This is a genomic window from Thermocladium sp. ECH_B, assembly GCA_001516585.1.
Taxonomy (GTDB): domain Archaea; phylum Thermoproteota; class Thermoprotei; order Thermoproteales; family Thermocladiaceae; genus Thermocladium.
Genome location: LOBW01000010.1, coordinates 1 through 21,919 on the forward strand (window position 1 = coordinate 1; position 21,919 = coordinate 21,919).

The 21,919-nt window shown below is 49.8% G+C and carries 19 protein-coding genes; 9 read left to right on the plus strand and 10 right to left on the minus strand.

The window, feature by feature from the left end; translation table 11 throughout:
- The first annotated feature begins 143 nt into the window (after window positions 1-143).
- The gene (locus AT710_02160; GenBank protein ID KUO92750.1) at window positions 144-887 is read left to right on the plus strand and encodes a hypothetical protein; all 744 of its coding nucleotides are present in this window, start codon (window positions 144-146) and stop codon (window positions 885-887) included.
- On the opposite strand, the gene AT710_02165 is transcribed toward AT710_02160, so the two are convergent.
- On the minus strand, window positions 853-1,110 hold the full coding sequence (locus AT710_02165) for a hypothetical protein (protein KUO92751.1): 258 nt from the start codon (window positions 1,108-1,110) through the stop codon (window positions 853-855). The genes AT710_02160 and AT710_02165 overlap by 35 nt on opposite strands.
- A 125-nt stretch (window positions 1,111-1,235) precedes the next feature.
- Between AT710_02165 and AT710_02170 the strand changes: the two genes are divergently transcribed.
- The gene (locus AT710_02170) at window positions 1,236-1,718 is read left to right on the plus strand and encodes a hypothetical protein (protein KUO92752.1); all 483 of its coding nucleotides are present in this window, start codon (window positions 1,236-1,238) and stop codon (window positions 1,716-1,718) included.
- Window positions 1,719-1,930: 212 nt separating this feature from the next.
- On the opposite strand, the gene AT710_02175 is transcribed toward AT710_02170, so the two are convergent.
- The 5 genes from AT710_02175 to AT710_02195 all read right to left on the minus strand — a co-directional run bounded on the left by AT710_02175 (window position 1,931) and on the right by AT710_02195 (window position 7,522).
- Window positions 1,931-2,755, minus strand: a complete 825-nt coding sequence (locus AT710_02175) for a carboxylate--amine ligase (GenBank protein ID KUO92753.1) — start codon at window positions 2,753-2,755, stop codon at window positions 1,931-1,933.
- 122 nt (window positions 2,756-2,877) lie between these two features.
- Window positions 2,878-3,225, minus strand: coding sequence for a hypothetical protein (locus AT710_02180; GenBank protein ID KUO92754.1), 348 nt, complete (start codon window positions 3,223-3,225; stop codon window positions 2,878-2,880).
- A complete protein-coding gene (locus AT710_02185; protein ID KUO92755.1) occupies window positions 3,222-5,828 on the minus strand; it encodes a hypothetical protein in 2,607 nt (868 codons plus the stop codon). Before AT710_02185 ends, AT710_02180 begins: the two co-directional genes overlap by 4 nt.
- Window positions 5,829-6,176: 348 nt before the next feature.
- Window positions 6,177-7,187 carry a hypothetical protein gene (locus tag AT710_02190; protein KUO92756.1) on the minus strand — a complete coding sequence of 337 codons (1,011 nt, stop codon included), beginning with the start codon at window positions 7,185-7,187 and terminating at the stop codon, window positions 6,177-6,179.
- A gap of 56 nt (window positions 7,188-7,243) precedes the next feature.
- A complete protein-coding gene (locus AT710_02195) occupies window positions 7,244-7,522 on the minus strand; it encodes a hypothetical protein (protein ID KUO92757.1) in 279 nt (92 codons plus the stop codon).
- Window positions 7,523-7,613: 91 nt separating this feature from the next.
- Between AT710_02195 and AT710_02200 the strand changes: the two genes are divergently transcribed.
- Entirely contained in the window at window positions 7,614-9,935 is a 2,322-nt protein-coding gene (locus AT710_02200; GenBank protein ID KUO92784.1) for a DNA polymerase, read from the plus strand.
- Here the strand turns inward: AT710_02200 and AT710_02205 are convergent.
- Window positions 9,932-11,278 (minus strand): DNA primase, encoded by a 1,347-nt coding sequence (locus AT710_02205; protein ID KUO92758.1) that lies wholly within the window; start codon window positions 11,276-11,278, stop codon window positions 9,932-9,934. The two genes, AT710_02200 and AT710_02205, sit on opposite strands and share 4 nt — an antisense overlap.
- 167 nt (window positions 11,279-11,445) lie before the next feature.
- On the opposite strand from AT710_02205, the gene AT710_02210 reads away from it, so the two are divergent.
- The 3 genes from AT710_02210 (at window position 11,446) to AT710_02220 (ending at window position 15,244) form a co-directional block, all read left to right on the plus strand.
- On the plus strand, window positions 11,446-12,615 hold the full coding sequence (locus AT710_02210) for a hypothetical protein (GenBank protein ID KUO92759.1): 1,170 nt from the start codon (window positions 11,446-11,448) through the stop codon (window positions 12,613-12,615).
- Between the two features lie 107 nt (window positions 12,616-12,722).
- Window positions 12,723-13,943: a nicotinate phosphoribosyltransferase gene (locus AT710_02215; protein KUO92760.1), complete on the plus strand. Its 1,221-nt coding sequence runs from the start codon at window positions 12,723-12,725 to the stop codon at window positions 13,941-13,943.
- 128 nt (window positions 13,944-14,071) lie between these two features.
- Window positions 14,072-15,244, plus strand: coding sequence for a hypothetical protein (locus AT710_02220; protein KUO92761.1), 1,173 nt, complete (start codon window positions 14,072-14,074; stop codon window positions 15,242-15,244).
- 247 nt (window positions 15,245-15,491) lie between these two features.
- Here the strand turns inward: AT710_02220 and AT710_02225 are convergent, their stop codons facing one another.
- The 3 genes from AT710_02225 to AT710_02235 form a co-directional block, all read right to left on the minus strand.
- Window positions 15,492-16,352, minus strand: coding sequence for a hypothetical protein (locus AT710_02225; GenBank protein ID KUO92762.1), 861 nt, complete (start codon window positions 16,350-16,352; stop codon window positions 15,492-15,494).
- A gap of 4 nt (window positions 16,353-16,356) precedes the next feature.
- Entirely contained in the window at window positions 16,357-16,770 is a 414-nt protein-coding gene (locus AT710_02230) for a translation initiation factor 2 subunit beta (GenBank protein KUO92763.1), read from the minus strand.
- Window positions 16,771-16,843: 73 nt separating this feature from the next.
- Window positions 16,844-17,851: a hypothetical protein gene (locus AT710_02235; protein ID KUO92764.1), complete on the minus strand. Its 1,008-nt coding sequence runs from the start codon at window positions 17,849-17,851 to the stop codon at window positions 16,844-16,846.
- A gap of 161 nt (window positions 17,852-18,012) precedes the next feature.
- Between AT710_02235 and AT710_02240 the strand changes: the two genes are divergently transcribed.
- The 3 genes from AT710_02240 to AT710_02250 all read left to right on the plus strand — a co-directional run bounded on the left by AT710_02240 (window position 18,013) and on the right by AT710_02250 (window position 21,823).
- The gene (locus AT710_02240; GenBank protein ID KUO92765.1) at window positions 18,013-19,104 is read left to right on the plus strand and encodes a hypothetical protein; all 1,092 of its coding nucleotides are present in this window, start codon (window positions 18,013-18,015) and stop codon (window positions 19,102-19,104) included.
- A gap of 22 nt (window positions 19,105-19,126) precedes the next feature.
- Window positions 19,127-20,464: a hypothetical protein gene (locus tag AT710_02245; GenBank protein ID KUO92766.1), complete on the plus strand. Its 1,338-nt coding sequence runs from the start codon at window positions 19,127-19,129 to the stop codon at window positions 20,462-20,464.
- A gap of 378 nt (window positions 20,465-20,842) precedes the next feature.
- Entirely contained in the window at window positions 20,843-21,823 is a 981-nt protein-coding gene (locus AT710_02250; GenBank protein ID KUO92767.1) for an oxidase, read from the plus strand.
- Window positions 21,824-21,919 lie beyond the last annotated feature (96 nt).

Consider the following 21,919-nt stretch of genomic DNA (forward strand, 5'->3'; position numbering starts at 1 on the left):
TGACACATTAATGTGAAGCCTCAATAAAAAGCAATTGATTAGGAAACTCCGCGGGATTCAGGGCTTATTCATAGGTATTGCTCGCCTGACGTTGCCTGATTTTAATTGATATTCTAATAAAATAATTATTGAGTTACTGCATTGTGTTGCCCAGGATAGTGTTGACCATTGGCCACCCATGCGTGAGGATCAAGATGAGCGGAAGAAGCATGGCTATAGTGATGGATAGCAAGGGGAGAATAAATTTCGCCAAGGAATGCAGGGGGAGGCATATCAAGATTAAGCCATTTAGATCCATTGATAGCACGGATACCGTGGAGAGACCATTAATTGGCAGGGGCAGTTACTACTTTACCATTTACACGGTATATAGGGGGGAAGCATTCATGTATGACATAACCATAAGTAAGCAAGGCAAGGTTGAGCAGTACCGGGACGAGGCTGGGGAGGACTTGGTTAGGGGCGCCGTCGTGAGCGAGCCAACGGCGCAGTACCTGAGGTTTATTCTGGAGACCCTCCTAGATAGGTACTTGGTGACCCCAACCCCAATCCTAATAATGTCGGCTAAGTTAACCATTGATTCAGCGATGATAGATCACATAATTAGGCCCCACGCCTCTAATGATTATGCCTCAAGCGAGTATAGGGTGTATCATTCGCCCGGCTTCATGGCTGCCGTGAAGTCATTAACCCCACATAGGAGCGATGTTACAGTGATAGGTCGAATAGATAGAGCCGATAGCTTCAAGGTGGCTTCACTGGACGTACTGCTTAAATCCAGCATAATACATAGCATGACGCTCGGCAGATCAAGCAGGATACCCATTGGAATAGATGTTTTCTACCCAGTAACTAGGAGGCTTTTTGCTCATCAGAGAAGCGCGTGATGATGAACCTCCAGTAACCCCTCTCCTGGCCCGCATCAATTATATTTACCCTGCGAAGCTCCGCCACGGATTTAAGGGTTCTCACCCAGTCCTCATCATTGACGGTGACCATTATCGCCTCGCCACTCCTTAACTCGCCCAGCTCCTCTATCACGCTGTACACGGGATGCACTGAGCCGCATCTATCGTCCTTATCTATACGTATCTCCTTCTTTATGATCATGAACCAATAGGGGTCACTGCCCTTAATTAACGCATCACGTTTAACCAATTAACATGAGTAAGCGGCATAAGCGTTAAGATTAAATTAGCGAATAAGATTGAGGACATGATGGGGCGAATGGATAATTGAAGCTCATTACTCACTACGTTTTCTCCGCGGGATTACTGACATTATCATTAACCTTGGTTAGGAACCCATTCCCGGAATCCCTGTTCCTGGCTCTCCTAATGTCAGTGACGGGGAACTTGATAATAGATGGATTAGGCCATGAGGAGAGGCGCGGCTACGTGAGGCGAACGCCCTTAACCCATACAATTCCTAGGAGCATTTTCTGGGGGGCATTGCCCGGCGCCGCAATTATAATTCTACTGTATTACTTATCTGGACGAGTAATGGAACTAATTTACGTGGAGGTAATGATGGGCAGCTTATTGATGGGGCCGAGCCACATGATTCTAGACATATTCACGGAGAGGGGAGAATTCGTGAAGAGAAGGGGGCGATGGGTGAGGCTGGCCTTGGCTCACTTTTCATATAACGACGTTCTAATCAATGGCGTGGCCATGATAATGGGCCTCCTCATGATATTCACAGCATACACGATATGATAAAACGAACGGCAAACCTCGCCCTTCAGGGCGGGGGGTAAAGCTTAGAAATCTCTGGGGATGGGGCTCTCGGCCGGTCAATTCTTTGGGAATGGGGAGTGAGGGGCCGACCCCACAATACCGGCTCGGGAGGGAAACGAGTAGCGACCATAGGGCGTAACCCCCAAGACCTTGGGGAACCCTTTAGGGCGGGGAGGAGGTCAGTGTGGGATTCAGAGAACCGTTGGCACCCTCTCCTTTTCCGGCTGCTTGAAGTACTCCTCTAGATTCTTCTCTATGAGGAAGGCATACTTCTTCGCGTGGTCCTCCAAATTATCTATTGGTATATTTATCCCAGTTAGCAGCGATATGCCCTTGATTAACTTTATTGCGGCCGACACGTCTGGGCCGAATCTGCCGACGGTCTGATTAAGTATGTAGAGGACGTCTTGTGACGACGCTATCCTACCCGTCTTAATTAGGTTATTTATGGATGTGAGGAGCTTGGNCTCCGCCAATAATAATGCGCCTGTCAAGGTTCCCCTGGATAAAACCGCATCCAGGAACTCCGCCTCTAGGCCCGTTAACGTGGCTTCACTTAATGGCACTAATCCAAGGGACTTGAATTCCTGCACATGGCTCTCCTCGGTTACGAAGTATATATTATCCGTTTCATTATCGCCGAGGGCTGGGATCGAGGTTAAGCAAACCACCTTGGTTATGCCGTTCTCATCCGCCCAGTCCAGTATCTTCTCAATGAATAATTTATACGCGTTGGGAGGTATTGGAACGTGCTGCCTAATCGTGACTAGATTATTATCCTTTTTATAGAATAACCTATAGGGCAACTTAGCGACTCCCTCTATAACCGTTATCACCGGCGATATGCTGCCTATCTTAATGGCCCCTATCTCCTCCATCTTCAACGCATCTATGACGTACTCTATGGAGACCACAGAGGCCAGGCTCGGCTCTGGACACGACAGTATCAACATGTTCCTTGAGTCCCGCGGAATAGACTTCAACTTAACCTCTAGGAGAGATGTCGACTGCTCCATGAATAAACAGCTATCAATTACCTTAAAAAACTTTACTCATAAACTAAATACGCAACAAAACAATTATCCTTCATACATTTCCAAGTGAAAAACGCGAAGCACATGTGATTGATGAATAATTATCAGGAGGCGGCAAGCCTGGCTATTATGGCGCCAAGTGCACCGCCTATGCCTGAGNTCAGGAGGGCTAGGAGCAGCGTAATTAGGAGGGGGGCCGCGGCGCCGCCCGGTAGCCCCATTATTAGCGCGGTTATTTCGCCGTTCTGAAGAGCATATGGCAATGCCAAGATTGAGATTAGGACGCCTAGGGCGCCCGAGGAGCCCGTGACCCATAGGGATGTCCTTGGCCTTAAATGCAGCAAAAACCCTAATATTGCCGCTGGAGCAAACAATAATTCCCAGTAGCCAAGCAGGGATAACGCGAGCGACAGGATGGCGTTAATTATAAAGGCAAGCAATGTGTTCCTCATGGCTTGACACCTGGTATATATAGATAGTAAAATGCCTCGGGTAAACCCGTGGGAATTAATGTGTAGTACTTGCCCAGTAACCAGTAAGCCGTGGTATCGTTATAGAGAGGCATTAATGGGTGCTCGGAAATGCCGCCGGGGTAGACGCCGACAGCGTTAAGTGGATTAGCCATATCCACAACCAGCCGCCAACTGGGTCCCAGCGTAGCGGTTAATCCATATGCTGCATTAATCGTATTGCTGTCGCCGGGGGATGGGAATGGACCAATCGAGAGCCCGGATAATCCGAAGAAGCTGGCGAGCAGCCTCTTATGTAGCCTGCCCCACATCCATGTGCTGGGGTTTGGTCCCAGNAGCTTGCTTAGGTAATTCATTGTTTGGTTAAAGGCGAGCAACATGACGTAATCGGCATTCCTGGCTTCGCCGGTTAATGGATCGTTAAACCATGGGGAGTCAGGATAATTAACTGTCCAATTGGCTAGGTCAAGGATGAGTTGGCCATGGTAATCGGAGTCTGGACCCAGGAAGAAGGAGAATTGGCCAAGGCCCTCGGCCGGCGTTATGTTATAGTAAGTCAGCCATGGGAGGAAAGTATCGTTCAAGTAATAATTCAACCAGTAATAATAGATTGTAGCCGCCGATGAATTGATCGAGAAGTTGCCATTCCACTCGCTCAATAACTTAATCGCTTCACGACCAACTGGACTCGTATTGCCATGAATCAATGCAGAGAGAAGCGGGGGCAGGAATATATTGGTGGAGTAATCATGAATATCCAGCTGCATGGCTTCCATGGATGACATGGAGAGGTTGCCCTCCTCCCTGAACCTGGATAGATCCGTATTTATCTCATCCGCTCTGAAACCACTCTCATAACTCCAACCAACATAGTATGGATAACCCGGCGACACTGGGACCTGATTCGCGCTTGCGGCGAAGCCCGTGTATGGGTTAAGCACGAATGGTTGCTTGCTTCTAGGTATGAAGCCTATCCAATCATAATTGCCATAACCGGGAAGCACAGCCCTTGGGTTACCCATCGCTATTACTGGATAGAGACCATACGCGAATATTCCGAAGTTGCCCTTATCATCGGCATAGGCAAAGTTCTGGATCCCCACCGCAAAGTTACTTAGGGAGGAGAGGAATTCCGTGAGGTTCTTGGCTGTATCGAAGCCGAGGAATGCTGCCACCTCGTCATTGGGGTAAAGACCGGTCCAATCCATCACTATAACTACATTGCTGTAATTGCTCACGACAACGCCATTGGCGGCCCTCTCCACTGTATACCTTATTTCTCCGCTTCCCTTAACATTGATCACTTCATGAATTACCGTGAAGGGTATCCAGGAACCATTATGGAAATACTCACCTGGATGCCGGGGGCTGGTTTCCTCCACGTAGAAGTAACATACCTGGGGCTCCGCGTCCGTGGCTCCCCAAGCTATGTATGGATTATGGCCGAGAATAACGCCGGGGGNGCCGGGGAAATCGACTCCAACCACATTAATGCCGGGCGCCACCAATTGAAAGCCAAGCCATATTGAGGGGACTGTTGTTGTTAGATGTGGATCATTGGCCAGCAACGCGCCTCCCTGGGTTGAATTAGCCACCCAATTATTGCTGCCCGCATCAGTTAAACCAATCACTACGTGACTGAATGGGTTGAAGCCCTGAAGCACTTTACTAACTATTGAGTCTGAGTAGGCTGGGTCGCTTCCCTGGAAGAACGCTATGGCCTCCTCAATAGCCTTATTCAGTAGGGGAAGAGAGATCCCTGGAGGCAATGGATTCATGGAGTAAAGACTCAGGTTAACCAAGTTGCCGGGACCAATGTATATGCTTGGATTAAGGGTTCTTGGATATATTGGGAACTGAATAGAGGGCGGGTAAGCCGGGTACAGCGACTCAATGGCTTGCCTCGGCATGTTCTCCAAGGCGAACGTGAACGCCAAGGGGTCATCAGTGCCGCTGAGGCTCCAGGTGAGCAATTGTTGAACGGCGAACGTGTCCCTAATGGACCATGGAGTGGGGGCGTACCCAAGCACCTTAAAGACTATGGGAACCCTGGAGGCCGGCATCGACTTAATATATGAATTAACGCCGAGAGTATAATAGTAGAGATCCCTATACACTGCGCTGGACTTATTTAATTGATTAAGGGTTTCCTGGGCCGTAATAGTTGTTTCAAGGGTTCTATAGAATTCATCGCTTTGAATCATTGAGGGGCCAACTATGGATGATAGATTGCCCTCAGCCATTGCCCGCATGAACATTAATTGCGCCAATCTATACTCAGCGGTTAGATATCCCTGCTCATAGAATAGGGCCCAATCCTCGTTTGAGGCTATCCTGATGAAGCCATCCGACGTAATGCAGACAATTACTTGGGCCTTCGATGAGTTGAGGATTACCGTGGAATTACTGCAACCTATGCCGGGGGGCGGCGCTGAGCCCCATACCCCAANGCCCATGCCTGGATTAAGCATGTTGCCAAGGGGAGCCAAGATGCTTATTGGGGTATACATAACTAATAAAACTATAACTAGTCCTATTATTGAGACCATTAACTCGATAATTAATGATTTACGTGATTTACCCATAAATATGATAAATTATTTAAGTAAATAAATTTTCTGACTTAATTCCAAACCCTAGAGACCAGGCTCCTCATTTGCAACCATTGAGGACAGAATTAGTCTAGCGCTCTTCCCTTGGCGGCTAGGTTCTTCACCTCCTTGAGCCCTCATAAAAAGAACGAGAAACCTCGCCTTTTAGTCTGCTAGAGCAGTGGGATGCTCTTGATTAGTAGGGGTAATTAGCTTCCCCTCAATCTTTGGGGAACGAGGGCCGACCACCAATGCCAGAGGAAGGAGTAGCGCCCAGTAAGGAGGCGCAGCCCCCTCTAGACCTCGGGGAACCCTTGTCCTTCAGAATGGGAGGAGGACAGATCACAAATCCTTTAAGTCATATACCTTCACTGCCTCGCTCCCATCCCTTGAGTAGATGCCTAGAAGCACTTTACGCCCATAACAATTACTGGATTTAAGGAGGAGCGGGAGAAGAACAACCACGTGAGGCGCCTCGTCCCTGAGGGATTTTGATATTAGTGGCTCCATGCTTGTCAACCAGGTCCGCATGCTAGGTATGAAGCTCATTGAGTTAAAGACCTTGAAGTCCCCCAACACCCTCATGAGGGGAACATCGCTGTCCCTCCTCGCCACGTAGACGGCGCCATCCCTCGTGGAGACCGAGTAGAGCTCTGGAGGATTAATTATCTCCCGCAGCTCCGGCGGCTTGCCTATGGAGATCAGGTACTGCATTAGCCGGAGGAGGAGGCTTGGCACGCAGTTAAGGGAGATATCGAAGCCCTCGCAGGACTCCGAGAAGAATTGATCGACGAATCTACCGCATGCCGTTAATCCATTTGATTGAATGAACTCCACTAATTGCCTCGTGTACTCCACCTCATCGCGCCTCGTTAATCCAAACTTTAGGGCTAATCCCTCTATTGGTCCCCCCATTAATTCCCTCAATACGCAGTTCCTGGATGCCGCCTTCCCAAGCAGCGCCGCCGCCTCGGTTAAGTACCCCCTTGATATTAATGAGCCTAATTCAATTAATTCTTCATTGATCTCGCCGTTCCTAATCATGCCGAGGCCAGTTAATGTTGGCATGAGGGCCCTGACATTGGACTTACTTAGCCCCCTCTCCCTGAAGTAATTGGATGCAATTGCATTATAGGGATGCCCAGGGGAGGCGCCGCTCTCGTAGGCGTACTTGGCGAAATCAAGGAGTCTGCTGAGGGGGAACCTTATGTACCAATTCCTGAATTCGCATTGCTCCTCCGCTAGTCTGCTTCTTATGAAGGCGAGGGCATCCTCCATTGCCTTAAACTCCTTGCTGATCAATCCATCCTCCACAAGTATTAGATCGCCCTTGCGCTCTATGATTAGCCGCACGATGGTTAATTAAGGCATCCAGTTAAAAACAATACATACAAAATAGTTTAGTAATACTAGTCCCTTACCTGCTCAAGCACTGCAATTATTTGGAGAATCATTACCCTACTGAATAGGGGCATATTGGGGTCGGATAATACATCATCCAGTATGCCGATCACCGTGGCTGCGCGGAGGCTGGGACTCATTTGGGCATTCTTAAGGATCTTGGCTGACTCGCTGGCCGCCCTCCTGATATTCCTGGGTATACCCATGTCCTGCACTATGCGCTCCAGGTAATAAAGCGCCTGAGTTATCTTTTCCTGTACCTCTGAGTTAACGTTTTGATTACTCATCTAATCACCTCTATTAATATCGCCTCGACACCTATCGCGCCTTTTAAAAAGTTTTTTACCCAGTCAATCACTATATAATCCAGTGAATAATTTGAGGATCAGGATATTTCCGGTCGATATCACTTACGGCATAGTGAATAACGAGCCTGAAATAAGGGTATTCGGCGTGAGCGAGGATGGGAAGCACGTGGCTGTGGCTCATAGGGGATTCAGGCCATACTTCTACGCCATCCTAAGCAATGAGGAGGCCGTAAGCGAGTTAAGGAGGATGCGGAACGTGATCAGCATCGAGATCGAGGAGCGGAAGCTATTTGGGAAGCCGGTGAAGGTGGCCAAGATAATTGTGACGACTCCGGATAAGGTGAGGGATGCACGGGAGCGAGCGGCAACCATAAAGGGCGTTCAGGATGTGCTTGAGGCCGATATAAGGTTCACGCTTAGGTACATGATTGATAAAGGCATTAAGCCTGGGTGGATGGAGTTTGAGGCGGAGCCAAGCGATGGATTCGGGACTGGGATAGATGCATTCTATAGGGCAACCAGTGATCCAGTCCAAGTGGAGTCCACGTTAGTTCCGCCACTTAGATACGTCGCGTTCGATATTGAGGTCTATAACCCATTTGGGTCGCCTAGCCCGGAGCGGGATCCAATAATAATAATCTCCATGATGGATTGGTCGGGTAACATTAAGCTGCTCGTTAATGATGGCGATGAAGAGAAATTGATTCGGGACTTCGTTCGTGAACTCAACGAGTTGAATCCGGACATATTATTCGGCTATAACTCCAGTAGATTCGACCTGCCTTACCTGGTTAGGAGGGCATCTGTGCTCGGCGTTAAGTTACCCATCACTAAGTACGGCACTGCGCCTGAGCAAAGCACGTATGGCCACTGGTCCATAATAGGAAGAGCCCATATTGACTTGTATGGAGTTATACAGGAAATGAGCGATATAAAGAGGAAGAGCCTTGACTATGCCGCTGAGTACTTTGGAGTAATGAAGAGAAGCGAGCGAGTCCTGATTCCGGGCCATGATATACATAGGTACTGGGATGATGCGAGCAAGCGAGATGAGCTGCTTAAGTATGCTAGGGATGATGCGGTGAGCACGCTTAGGCTGGGCGAGAAGCTTTTGCCCCACATAATTCAACTCGCCAATATATCGGGGCTCCCCCTGGATCAAGTTGTTGAGGCAAGCGTGGGGGCCAGGGTGGAGTGGATGATAATGCATGAGGCATATAGGGCTGGGGAACTCGCTCCAAATAGGGTGGAGCGGGAGTACGAGCCGTATAGGGGCGCGATAGTGCTGGAGCCGCGTCCCGGCCTCCATAATAACGTGGCGGTGCTGGACTTCTCCAGCATGTATCCCAGCATAATGATGAGGTTCAATGTGTCGCCGGACACATTAATGGAGGGCGAGTGCGATTGCTATGTTGCGCCGGAGGTTGGGTATAGATTCCTTAAATCGCCGCGGGGACTGTATCCCAGAATGCTGGAGAAGCTGGTGAGTGCTCGGAGAAGCATTCGAGAACAAATGAGGCTAATCGAGGCTAAGTCGCCGGAATTCATTTACCTGGATGCGCGTCAACGTGCACTAAAGATAATGGCTAATGCAATGTATGGCTACTGCGGCTGGACTGGGGCTCGGTGGTATAGGAGGGAGGTGGCTGAGGCCGTTACTGCCTGGGGTAGATCCCTCTTAACCAGCGCCATAAAGTTCGCTGAATCCATTGGGGGGAGAGTGATTTATGGAGACACCGATAGCTTATTCCTATTGAATGATGAGGGCGTGATAAGTAAATTGATTGAGAAGGAGGAGAAGGATGGATTCGAGGTTAAGATAGATAAGGTGTATGATAAATTATTATTGACTGAGTCAAAGAAGAGGTACATTGGGTTGCTTCCAAATGGTGATATAGATATAGTTGGTTTCGAGGCGGCGAGGGGTGATTGGTGCGACTTGGCTAAGGATGTCCAGGAGGAGGTTGCTGAACTAGTTTTGAAGCGGGGAACCAACGCAGCGATAGAGTACGTGAGGGGAATCATCAAGAAGCTGCGGGAACACTCCATTGACTTGAATTCATTGATAATATGGAAGACCCTGGACAAATCCATTGATGAGTATAAGGTAATTGCGCCTCACGTGGCGGCGGCCCGTAAATTAATCGAGCGCGGATTCAGGGTGGGCAAGGGGGATCAAATAGGCTTCGTCGTTGTTAAGGGGGAGGGCAGGTTAGCGGATCGCGTCGTGCCCATAGCGCTCATTAAGGGCAATGAGGATATAGATATTGATTATTACGTGGAGAAGCAAGTGATTCCGGCAGCCATGCGCATACTGGAGCCTTTGGGGGTCAATGAATCCGCTTTAAGGGAAAAAAGAGGAGGAGGCAGTATCCTTGACTTCCTCGGCTAGGCCGGGGACTTAGGTGCCTCCTCAATTGTTTTTATCATGTCGCTTATCGAGGCCAATTGAAGGTTGGCCGGCACCTTAGCTATATTGCCTAGGCGGGACATAACCATTAACTTAACGCCCTTGGCGGCAACGGCATCAACTAGGCGCTGCGTGCAGACCCCATCGAATACGACGGCGTATGCATTGCTTACCTGTTGAATTGAATCAACTAGGTCACGCACTGGGACGCGCTTAATCACGTTCCAATTCTCATCATAGATAATCGCCTCAAGAGTGCCCTCTAGCTTCTTCATGTCCTCAATTACTTGGGGCGGCACCTTAACCTCCAGCTGCATTGGTGGAGTTAAGTGCGGCTTCTCTATTTTAATCTCTTCCGGAGTTGGTTCACGCTTCTCGACGGGCACCTCAACGGCGCCGGCTAATGTGACTTCCTGCGGGGCCTCCTTCTGTTCTGCCTTATGCTCCTTAGCCTCCTGCTTGGCCTCCTCTATTACTTGTCTTTCCTTCTTCTCAATGGTTAGCAAGTACTCCTCTATTGGTAACTTATTGCGGAGGGCCTTGGATATCTCTTTACCCGTTAATTGCTCAACCTCCTTACCGCTTGGGGCTCTCGCAACGTAATCCACATCAACTGACTTAAGTAACTCCCTTAAAACCAGGTCCCCGCCTCTATCCCCATCCACGAACGCTATTATTGTCTTTTTCTTGCTTAAATCCACTATTGATTTGGGTATACCGCCGGAGGCGCCCTCTATGGCCACTACATTGCGGTAGCCATGCTTCAATAAATTAATCACGTCTGCCCTGCCCTCCACTATTATAACGGTGTCCGACTTCTCCACGTCTGGACCAGCGGGGAGGCCCTCGGGGCCATACTTCACCAGCTCGGCCTCCTTCATCTCATCCACGAAGCGCTCGATTATTTCCTTGGTGTCGGGCAGAGTCTCGGCCTCTATCTTGGAGAGAAGCTCGCGGGCGCGATCCATTATCTTCTTGCGCTTCTCCTCCCTTAGGTCGCTTATCTTGAGTACCTGAACCTTGGCATTATATGGACCCACCTTATCGACGGATTCAAGCATGGCGGCCAGAAGCGATGTCTCGTAGCGATCCAGGTTGGAGGGGATGTATATCTTGCCTACGGTTCTATCCCCCTTATGCTCAACCTCGACCTCTATCCTGCCTATCCTGCCCGTGTTCTGTAGATTGCGGAGATCGAGCTCGCTTCCAAGGAGCCCCTCGGTTTGGCTGAATAATGCCCCAACTATATCGGGTTTATCAACCAAACCTTGTATTTCTACTGCGGCCTCTATTAAGTACTTGGCCACTATTGTCAATGCTCCCATAGCTCATTTCACCTCAATTAACCAAGCCATTCCATGCAATCCACCTTTATTAACGTTTCTGCAATGAGNGCAGAAATAAGCGGGACGCGCAGAGTACTGGGCTCCGCAGCGGCTTCACTTCTTCACCGCTGAGGCAGATTTTTATTCTGAACTATATTGCTTAATCAATGAATTATGGATTACTGGTGAAGCTGGCCATCAAGAACATGCGGAGCAAGCGGAGCAGGACAATATTGACGACGCTCACCATAATATACGCCGTGGCGCTCATGGTGGCTCTGGAGNCGGTCACACATGGAGTTCAATTATCGGTAACTAATGAGGTGAAGAGCATATTGCCGGCCGACGTGATAATATACTCATCCACCATAGCTATGCCTCAACAAGTGGCCTCAGCCATGACTCACATGAATTACGTCTCGAGCGCCGTGCCTGCTATTCTAATTGGGAACGCGGTGGTGAATGGGGAATCCATTACGCTGATAGGGATGCCCACCTCATCGCTTCAATACTTCTATCCCAACTTAATCAGCGGGGGATTAATAGAGGAGCCGGGGGACTGCATAATATCCAGTCAACTCGCGGAGAAGCTGGGCGTGGGAGTTGGGGATTATATCTACGTCATGGTGCCCGAGGGATTAGGGGGATTGGGCTCCACGTATCAAGTGATTAAGCTGCGGGTGGCCGGCATCTTCTCAAGCATATTTGGGGGATTATTCGGCTTCCAAGTGAATATAGTCGTTACGTCGCTCAGTTACCTGCAGACCCAATTGGGGGTAAATGGATTCGTCAACACAATATTCGTGAAGTTAACTAGGGACTCATCCACCACCCTAACCACGTTTGTGAACGCGATTCACGTGGCTTACCCGGATGCTCAAGTATATGAGCAGCAGAACATAATAGGAGCCATTGGGAATGTGATAAGCCTCGTCAATACATTCTTCGTGCTCATAATAGTGCTTAGCCTAGCCATAGCTGGCCTCAGCATTGCCAATACCATGCTGATGAACATAAATGAGCGGCTTAGGGAAATAGGTATACTGAAGGCAATTGGATCATCCAATTCACAAATAATGATAATGTTCATGGCGGAATCCATAATAATGACCATCATCGGCTCAATTATTGGAGTGGTGGTTGGCTTCTACGGCGCACACGGGGTCTCGGCACTCCTTAATGCGCTGGGTTACTCAATTAATATAGAGATAGTGCCGCTGCCCTCGCTCTTTGCGCTTGGCTTCGCGGCATCAATAATCATAAGCATAATAGCGTCGATAGTTCCTATAAGGCGCGTAGCCAAAGTTAGGCCAATGGAGGTGCTCAGAACAGGGTAACCCAGGAATCCGCTGGAAACTCGTGAGTCGCGGATCATTTCGGATTGAACTAAATAATCGCCTTTGCCACTATATCTTTAAATAATCGATTCATCGAGTTCTCCTCCATGAATGATAGGGCATTCCACGTGGCTGAGGAGAATGAAGTGATTCGAGGCGACGTGACCGATGTCTACTTCATTAGAACCCTTGAAACCATTAGGAAGGCGGGGCTTGAGGACGTGCGAGTAAGGGCTGAGTTCCACGTGATGGGGCTTCCCCAGGGCTACTCCTGGGGCTTATTCACTGGATTAGCGGAGGTAATTGAATTAATCAGGAGAGCTAATCTAAGGGTTAATGTCTACTCCATGAGGGAGGGAACGATATTTCTACCAAAGGAACCGCTCCTCGTGATTGAGGGGCGGTACGTGGACTTCGCGGCGTATGAGACCCCGATACTGGGCATTCTCCGTCACTACTCATCAATATCAAGTAAGGCAGCCAGAATAAAGAGCCTCATAATGGATAAGCAGTGCCTATTCTTCGGCGCTAGGGCGCTTCACCCTTCCATTCAACCAATGGCGGATAGGGCAGCTTATATAGGTGGATGCGATGGAGTGGCTGGAACCCTTGGCGCTGAATTACTGGGGATACAGGCAAGCGGAACCATGCCCCACGCATTGATGATAATATTCAAGCACGCAATGGGGGATCACGCGCTTGCTTGGAAGTACTTCGATGAGGCGGTTCCAAGCGATGTGCCGCGCATAGTGTTGGCAGACACATTCCTGGATGAGAGGGAGGAAGCCGCTAAGGCAATTGAGGTCCTCGGCAAAAGATTGGCGGGAGTGAGACTGGACACGCCGGGGAGCCGGCGGGGCAATATGAGGGACATAGTTAATGAGGTTAAGTGGAGCATGAAGGCCATGGGACACGACATTAAGGTAATAGTGAGCGGTGGGCTTGATGAGGCATCAATAGCATCACTAAGGGACTCGGCGGACTCATTTGGGGTGGGCACATCCATAGCCTTCCCGCCAAGCATAGACATCAGCATGGATATAGTTGAGGCGTTCGATGAGAAGAGCGGGAAATGGGTTCCCATAACGAAGAGAGGCAAGTTACCGGGCTTCAAGCAAGTGCATAGGTGTCCAGGTTTTAGGGATGTAGTGACTAGGTGGGGACGCTCAATTCAGTGCAGCGATGGATCCCCAACACAATTAATAGAGAAGGTAATAGATGATGGGAAACCGCTCCTAGAGGAAAGAGATGCGGATATTCGGGCTAGAGTGCTTAAGCAATTAGTTGAGTTGAGCGGGAAGGAGCCGAGCGTGGTCTTTAATTATTAGGGTCATGGACTGAGTGTCCAATTAATGGTAACGCATATATAAATATTTCCACACAACCACATGCAGCACTTGAGCGCGTCACGATTTAGGGGCTTACCTTTAATTACTGGTGGTGGGGCTTGATTATGATGGATTTGGCAATAGTGGGGTCGGGCCCCGCGGGATCATTTGCTGCATTAGAGGCAGTTAAGGCTGGGCTTGATGTGGTCCTCATCGATAAGAAGAGCATTAGGTATGGACCCATAGTGTGCGGCGAATTACTGCCCTCTAAGGAATTGCTGAGCAAGTATATCCCAAGGCATTTAAGCGATCTCTTGGCTTACACCTTGGATTCCACGCTAACCAACGATGTAATCCTTAACAGGATCCGTAGGTTAAACGTGGTGATTGGGGACGAGTCTATCGGCACCTTCCCATTCGATTCCCTCGTGATCGATAAGGGAGCCATGATTGCTCACGTAATAGATGAGGCTGAGAATAGGGGCGCAACCGTCATGTTCTCCGCCACGGTGACTAATTGCGAGGCCGGGGCTCGGCAGCGNTGCGTAGTCAAGGGGAGGGGCGGAGAATCAATCATAGAGGCGCGGAGAATAATGGGGGCAGACGCGTACCCATCCATCCTCAGTAAGGCAGCGAACGCAACTAACTTTAGTCCAAGGGACTTAATAGTGGCGACCAGTCAACGGGCCCTCGGCAAATTCGATGAGGAGGAGGCCATCATAATAATGGATCCAAAGCTGGCTCCCGGCGGCTATGCATGGATATTTCCGCGCGGCGATGGATCCCTAAACACGGGGCTTGGGGTACGGGGGGACGCGGCTTGGAGCGGGGGCAATGATTTATTGGAGCTTCATAGGCGATTCATTGAGCGATTCAACCTCAAACCAATTCAGCGAGGCGTATTATCCAAGACTATACCCGTGGGCGGCCTCATCAATGCGAGCGGCGATGCTTACCTGGTGGGGGATGCCGTGGGCAGCGTTATACCAACTAATGGCGCTGGCATTAATCCCGCAATGATAACGAGCAAATTAGCGATTGACGCGATACACAATGGAAGCGATTACTACATGAAGCTAAATGAGGNGTTCGGCCCATTCATGAGGAAAATGACCAATTACAGGAGAATAGCCGACCCGTTTCTCTATGACCATGATTTAATGAAGCGATTACTCAAGTTGCCTCGACCCATGCTTAGAATCGCAATGCGCGATGCTGTTATGGGGTCAACAAGGAAAAGCAGCGATCTATTAATAAGCATCCTAGGTCCATTAATCCACCGAAAAACCGCATTAAGCTAGGAGACCGGTGAGAACGATTAAGCATAGTTACATGATTAACCCTAACATGGGCTGACCTCCTCCCCGCCCTAAAGGGCGAGGCTTGTCGTTCGTTTTATCAATAGTCTCCGAATTGATTCCGGACTCAAGGGACTCATTGAGCATTCTATAGGGGCATACATGTTTGTTTCTTATGAGCTTTGCGTGTCCACTAAGTGGTAACGCAATTTATGATGAAGATGAGCGCCATTTAAGGCTTAGCAATGAGTCATTGGTTAATGATTACTTTTCGCTTAGTGAGTTTATCGAAACCCATGGTTATGTCTTTCCCATGCTCATCAAGCAGATTAATTGAGTTGCTCCTGACCTCCTTCACCCTGTACTTCACTCCATCTATCAATACTTCATCGTTTTTCCTGAGGTTTATTATTCTCACTGAGAATATTAGCTTAGATACGTGCTTGCCGTCCTTGACTCCGATTATTTTCTCCGTCTGTATGACTCTGCTTGGGAATGATTTATGGATTGCCATTACTATCGACTTAGCTATGCCTGTATTGGTTAATCTTATGTCTATGCCGCCCTCGACCTCCTTAGCATCAATCACTGCACCCCTCTGGACCTCATCGCTCTTGGCCAACGTGATTCTAACCACGCTCTCCAGGGCCGTCCTTAATTCATTATCTATTGGCCTCCCAACTCGCCTCACTTGAATTACTGCGGCTTCTCGCTCCGTATAGACNTATCTACAGGTGGGGCATAGGTCAAGCACAATGTTAAGCGGCACCACTGCCTCCTCCTCAGTCTCACTTAGCGCATCATGGATCCTCCCCCTGGCTCTCACGTGGGCCGATACGGACCCAAATGGATCGCCCACTAGGCTTATCCCAATATTGGTTATTGACCCGCTCAGCTTTATTGATGACTGCACTGCCTTCTGAGCTACTTGCCGCCAATCCTTAACCCACCTCCCCTTCTGGTAAGCTGATAGGCATGACTTGCAGACAAGCAGCCTTATTGGTCCTTGAACAGCGATTAATCTATGTCTCTCGGCGTAGCAGGTTGGGCACATGCCCTCTATTAATGTATTAGTCTCCCTGCCGCAGATGGGGCAAACCTTGCTCGGCATGGACCTAGCCTATGCCTTTCCTGGGCGTATTGGCTCCGCAGGCGGTGCAGTGCAGTATATATATTCGGCCCTCCCTAATTAGCTCGGTATCAATGGAGTTACAGACTGGGCAAACCACGTAGAACTTTATGTACCTCTCGTAAACCATTTCCACGGTTCTTGTATTTCTCTCGGCGTATATCACGAATGAGTTGCCCTCAATGGCGCCGGGCACCGCCATCTCCTTTAGGAAGAATCGCCCCATGTGGGACGGATCCCTCCTAAGCCTGGACGCCACCTCCAGGAAGTTTCGTATTATGGTTTTCCTGGGCGCGGTCTCAATCACTAGCTTAGGTATCTCCGCCCTTTGCTGCGCCTTGGGCGTAATTATAGAGTAAGCCCTATCCAATAACCTCCTATATAGAGAGTCTTGACTCATCCTAGAGGATGCGGAAACCACGACTTAAAAAGGTTTTCAACCTGGAAGCGATACGTGAATGGGCTTAGGGGATTCATGGCTTCAATACTATCCTGCCCCTCACGTTCCCCGACTTAAGCTTCATGAGGGCCTCGTTAGCCTTGCTCAGCGGCATTACATCTATTGGAATCGGCTTAACCACGCCGGCACCAACTAGTCCCAGCAACTCCCTTAATTCCTGCCTACTCCCCACGCTCACGCTCCTAACGCATCTCTCGGAGGCAAGCGTGAATCTGTAAGGCATGCTGGGCACATCATCCAAGTTAGCCGCAATCACCATTACGCCGCCCTTCTTCAGCAACCTCAGCCCAGTCTCCATTAGGTTAGAGGATGGCGCAAACAATAGAACCGAATCAAAGGAACCATATAGCTTGCTCGCCTCATTAAGCGTTACCGCATCATCGGCCCCAAGGCTCCTCGCCGTGGCAAGATGCATGGCTGATCTACTTATGGCAGTCACGCGAGAACCACGTAGTCGAGCCAATTGAACCGCGAAGGAACCGAGCCCGCCCACCCCAATCACCGCTACCCTTCGACCGGGCTCTAACCCACTTAGCTTGACCGCTCTATGCGCAGTGAGCCCTGCGCACATGAAGGGGGCAATGGACTCTGGATCAATGTTGCGCGGCACCTGCGCCACGTATCGGGAATCCACCACCATGTACTCCGCGTAGCAACCATTATGGTCCAACCCATTGACTCGACGCTCCATGCATAATTGCTCCCTCCCCGTCAAGCAATACTCGCAATTACCGCAAGACGAGTGAACCCAATATGCCCCAATCAAGTCCCCCGGCTTCACCAATTCCTCGGCGGCCCGCCCCACCTCAATTACTCGCCCCACCGCTTCATGGCCTGGAACCAGGGGCAGACTTGGCGCCTTGAATCTACCCTCAACTATGCTTAAATCCGTGCCGCACACGCCACAAGCCTCCACCTTAATCAATGCATCCCACTCACCCAGCTTCTGCATATCCAGATCAACCTCATGAAGAGGGCCACTCTCCACGGGCCCCGGTTTCTCCAGAACCATTGCTTTCATGAATGAGGAAAACAGCACGAACTTAAAAAGCAACACGCTTGAAATAGATGCACACTTTTGCAGAATCTACAAAAGAATTGAAATGTTGCCCTGGCGGAATCTGGGAATGACTTGAAATGAATGCTTAAAAACTGTTGAATCTGGGAATGACTTGAAATTAGGTGAGCGAGGTTAGCGTTGTTTTGCCCACGCTTAATGAGGCTGGGAATATTTCCCTCCTGTTTGAGAGATTGGTTAAGGCTTTGGGGAATGGGTTCGAGGCGGTGTTGGTGGATGATGGATCCACGGATGGCACTGTTGAGGAGGCGAGGCAGGCGGCGAGGAGGCTTGGCTTCAAGCTTAATGTTATAGAGAGGGGTAGGCGACTGGGGCTCAGCAGCGCAGTTGTCGAGGGGATTAGGGCGGCGAGCCATGATGTCGTGGTGGTCATGGACGCCGATCTCCAGCACCCCCCTGAAGTGGTTCCGCTCCTGGTTGAGGCGGTTAAGGCTGGTTACGCCGTGGCCGTGGCGAGCCGCTACGTGGAGGGTGGGCGCGTCGTTGATTGGCCCCTCATTAGGCGAGTCATTAGTAGAGGCGCGACGCTGCTCGCCCACCTCCTTCTGCCCCCCACGAGGGGCGTGCGTGATCCCATGAGCGGCTTCTTCGCTGTGAGGAGGAGCCTCCTAATTAATTGCTTAAGGGCTAGGGGCGAGTATAAGGTGCTCCTCGATGTCTTGACCTGCGTGGGGGGCCCCGTTAAGGAGGTGCCCTACGTCTTTGGTCAGCGGGCCAGGGGAGTAAGCAAGTTAGGCACGCATCAAGTCCTGGATTACGTTAAGCAGGTAGTGGCTACCTCGCTTGTCCTATTGAGGCTCAGCGGTTATAGGCCCCTTAAGTTCGCCTTAGTTGGGCTAATTGGTTTACTTGTCTCCGAGGCGGTGCTGGACCTTTTTTGGCGAGTCATTGAGTTTCCATACTTTGCCTCCCTGATTCCAGCGATTGAGGCCGGCATAATCAATAATTACTCCCTAAATAGGCGGTGGACATTCAGGGATAGGCCCACGCCATACGCATCAGGCCTCGCGCGGTACCACGTTGCTGGGTTGGGAGGCACGCTCGTGACTTATATCACCAGCGACGCATTGCATTACTTGCTTGCCGTGAATGGATACGCGGCTTACGTGATTGGAGTCATACTTGGCTTCATAACTAATTACGCATTGGCTGAGACCTACGTGTTCAGGAGCCGCTCAGCGCCGTCAAGGATATAAGAAAGCAACGCGGCCCACTGCAATGCGCAGGATCCTCATAATCTTGCCTGTGATCGCCGCAATCATTATTTTCGGGCTATATGCTTACTTGATGCAGCCCCACATGAATGGGTACGTGAGCGACGAGATTTGGTACGTCTCGGCGGCGAGGAACTTCATTAATGAGGTTGGCCTGGGCAGTGCCTTAGCCAGATTCGGCGTCACCGTAGCCCCGTACCCCGGATGCGCACCGCTTAATGCTTCCCCATCTATTTACTATGGGGATTATGGATTGGCTTGGTTCAATAAATCCGCGTCCTCGATCTATGGCTTCGCCTTACGTAACTCATCATGCACGGCGAGGCTCGGTTACTATTATCCGGATAAATCCGGNATATTGACTTACATTAATCTAGAGCATCCTTGGCTGGCCAAGTACTTCATCGCAGCAGCCATGCTGTGGATAGGGGATTACCCGGCGGCTTGGCGCGTCCCCAGCATCCTCTTATCGATGGCTTCCCTGGCATTAACTTACTTAGCTGCCTTAACCTTGACCCGTGAAGCCAAGTACGCCGCCTTAGCCATGATTGTTCTATTAATGGATGCCACGTTCAGGGATGCCGGGATACTCGCCATGCTTGATGCATATGTCGGTTTCTTCACGATTCTCTCCGTGTATCTATACCTCAGGAATGCATCCCTATCCTCCGCAGTGGCGGGCGGCCTAGGCATGGCCAGCAAGTACCCCGGCGCCTTTCCAGTCCTAGCCCTTACATATGTCGAGCTTTACGGCCGGGGAGCCAAGNGGGGCGCGATTTTCTTCGGCTTAGCCTTCCTGCTTTACCTAATTCCGCAAATACCGATAATATACATGGTGGGCGGCATACATAACTACATTGCCGACACACTCTTCTACCTAAAGTGGTTCACGGAGTCGAGGCCGCCGGGCCCCATCGCATCTAATCCACTTGATTGGTTAATTGGGTTGAATAGCTTCGTCAATGATTACTCGCCGCCCCTGTACGCCTCAGGATTGCCCGGCGCTTACTTGGTGGCGATCGTGTTCTCCATACTAATGCTGGAGCCTCACCTGCGGGCCCGAGTCTTTAGGGGAATGGATTGGAGGGAGCTAGCGGTTCCAGCATCGCTTCTAGCCAGTTGGTTGGGTTACTGGGCGGTTTATGCGGCTGGGAACTACACGCTCTATAGTTACTACACGATACAATTCGCGGCCCTAGTCCCCCTCACCCTGGTTCTAGCGATGCAGAGAGCCAATGAGGGGAGCAGGGCATGGATAATGATTGCGGCCGCCGCTGGAATAGGGTACGGCATAGGCGTTCAATGGAGGCAATTATACTCCCTCATCCAAGCACTGGCCTAGCTCCTTACCTAGTTCTAATGAGGAAGATATGAGGGAACTCGCCGTGCTTCATCATTGCTGGCAACTCGATCAGGAGCTTTCCTGGGCTTAATTATTAGCATTTCTCTAGTTTTCGAATCGATAAATATTTTTAAACTATAAACCAGGGAAAATGGCGAATTAAAAATAACAAAAACATTGCGGAGCTAGCTATGCTGGTGGTGATGCCCCCTCAAGCATTGGCCCTCACCATCCTCACATAAACTCTTTAACCTCCAGCGTCTTTTCACTTTCACGATGCCCATACTCATACTTCATTATTTCCTTTTACTTCATCTTAATGAAATAGTGCGTTAGAATCATAAGAAATAAAAGACAAACAAAATTGTAGGATTCTCCATGTGGATTGCTATCCTCTCCTCCAGGGAGGCGAAGAGGGGTAGGCCCTACAGTGTTCAGAGGATGGGGGAAGATATGGTATTTTGGAGGGATGGTGATGGGAAAATAATGGCGCTGAGGAACTATTGCCCGCATAGGCAAGCGCTGCTATCGCAGGGTAAGGTTGTTAACGGATTGATTCAATGCCCCTACCACGGCTTTGAGTTCGATGGAGTAGGTAATGTGGTGCATGTCCCAGCGATGGGGAGAAGCCAGAAGCCCCCTAGCTACCTCAAAGCCAAAAGCTATACATTATATGAGCAATACGGTATAGTGTGGATGTGGTATGGCCCAGGGCAACCAGAGGCACCGCCCAAGTTCTTCGATGACCTTAAGGATCTTGAGGCATACGCTGAGTACTGGGAAACTTGGAACATCTCCTTTCTAAGGGCTGTGGAAAACCAACTTGATGGATTTCACCTACCCTTCGTGCACTATAACACGATAGGAAGAGGCAATAGGACGCTGATAAATGGGGTTGCCTTAAAGCAGATCGATGATATCACATTCGTCTGGCATGCCGCCGCGGAAAGAGATGTAGGGCAGAAGCCCAAGGTGAGGCTAGACATTGATCCCCAAAAGGCCGGCACCTACATAGAGTTCATTTACCCCAACCTATGGCAAAACCATATCTCGGAAAACATGAGAGNCCTCGCATTCTTTGCCCCAGTGGATCCTCAAAGAACCACCATATACATACGCTTCTACATAAAACCCACAGGTATAAAGTCCATTGACAAGTTACTTGCCAGGTTAGGTATGTACTTCAACATCTACATTCTCCATCAGGATCGGCGTGTAGTGGAAAGCCAAAACCCAGACATAATAGGTGATAAACTAATTGCCCCAGACAGCCCCATAGCAATCTTTAGAAGAATGTTCCTCCAGGATAAAGAATTACAAAACAAACTCAAGGTAAAAATCGCGCTACATACCACATAACTGCAATGTGGTTGAGTGGATTAAGGTCCTTGAGGATTTCATTAGGAGTGGTGTTAAGGCTAACCACAGGAGGGCGGTTGTGCTGGTTGGGTCCAG

What these genes read in the sequence shown, in the direction of transcription:
- AT710_02165 (KUO92751.1), bottom strand. Translation starts at nt 1,110, where the DNA reads ATGATCATAAAGAAGGAGATACGTATAGATAAGGACGATAGATGCGGC.
- AT710_02195 (KUO92757.1), bottom strand. Translation starts at nt 7,522, where the DNA reads ATGAGTAATCAAAACGTTAACTCAGAGGTACAGGAAAAGATAACTCAG.
- AT710_02205 (KUO92758.1), bottom strand. Translation starts at nt 11,278, where the DNA reads ATGGGAGCATTGACAATAGTGGCCAAGTACTTAATAGAGGCCGCAGTA.
- AT710_02215 (KUO92760.1), top strand. Translation starts at nt 12,723, where the DNA reads ATGAATGATAGGGCATTCCACGTGGCTGAGGAGAATGAAGTGATTCGA.
- AT710_02230 (KUO92763.1), bottom strand. Translation starts at nt 16,770, where the DNA reads ATGAGTCAAGACTCTCTATATAGGAGGTTATTGGATAGGGCTTACTCT.
- AT710_02235 (KUO92764.1), bottom strand. Translation starts at nt 17,851, where the DNA reads ATGAAAGCAATGGTTCTGGAGAAACCGGGGCCCGTGGAGAGTGGCCCT.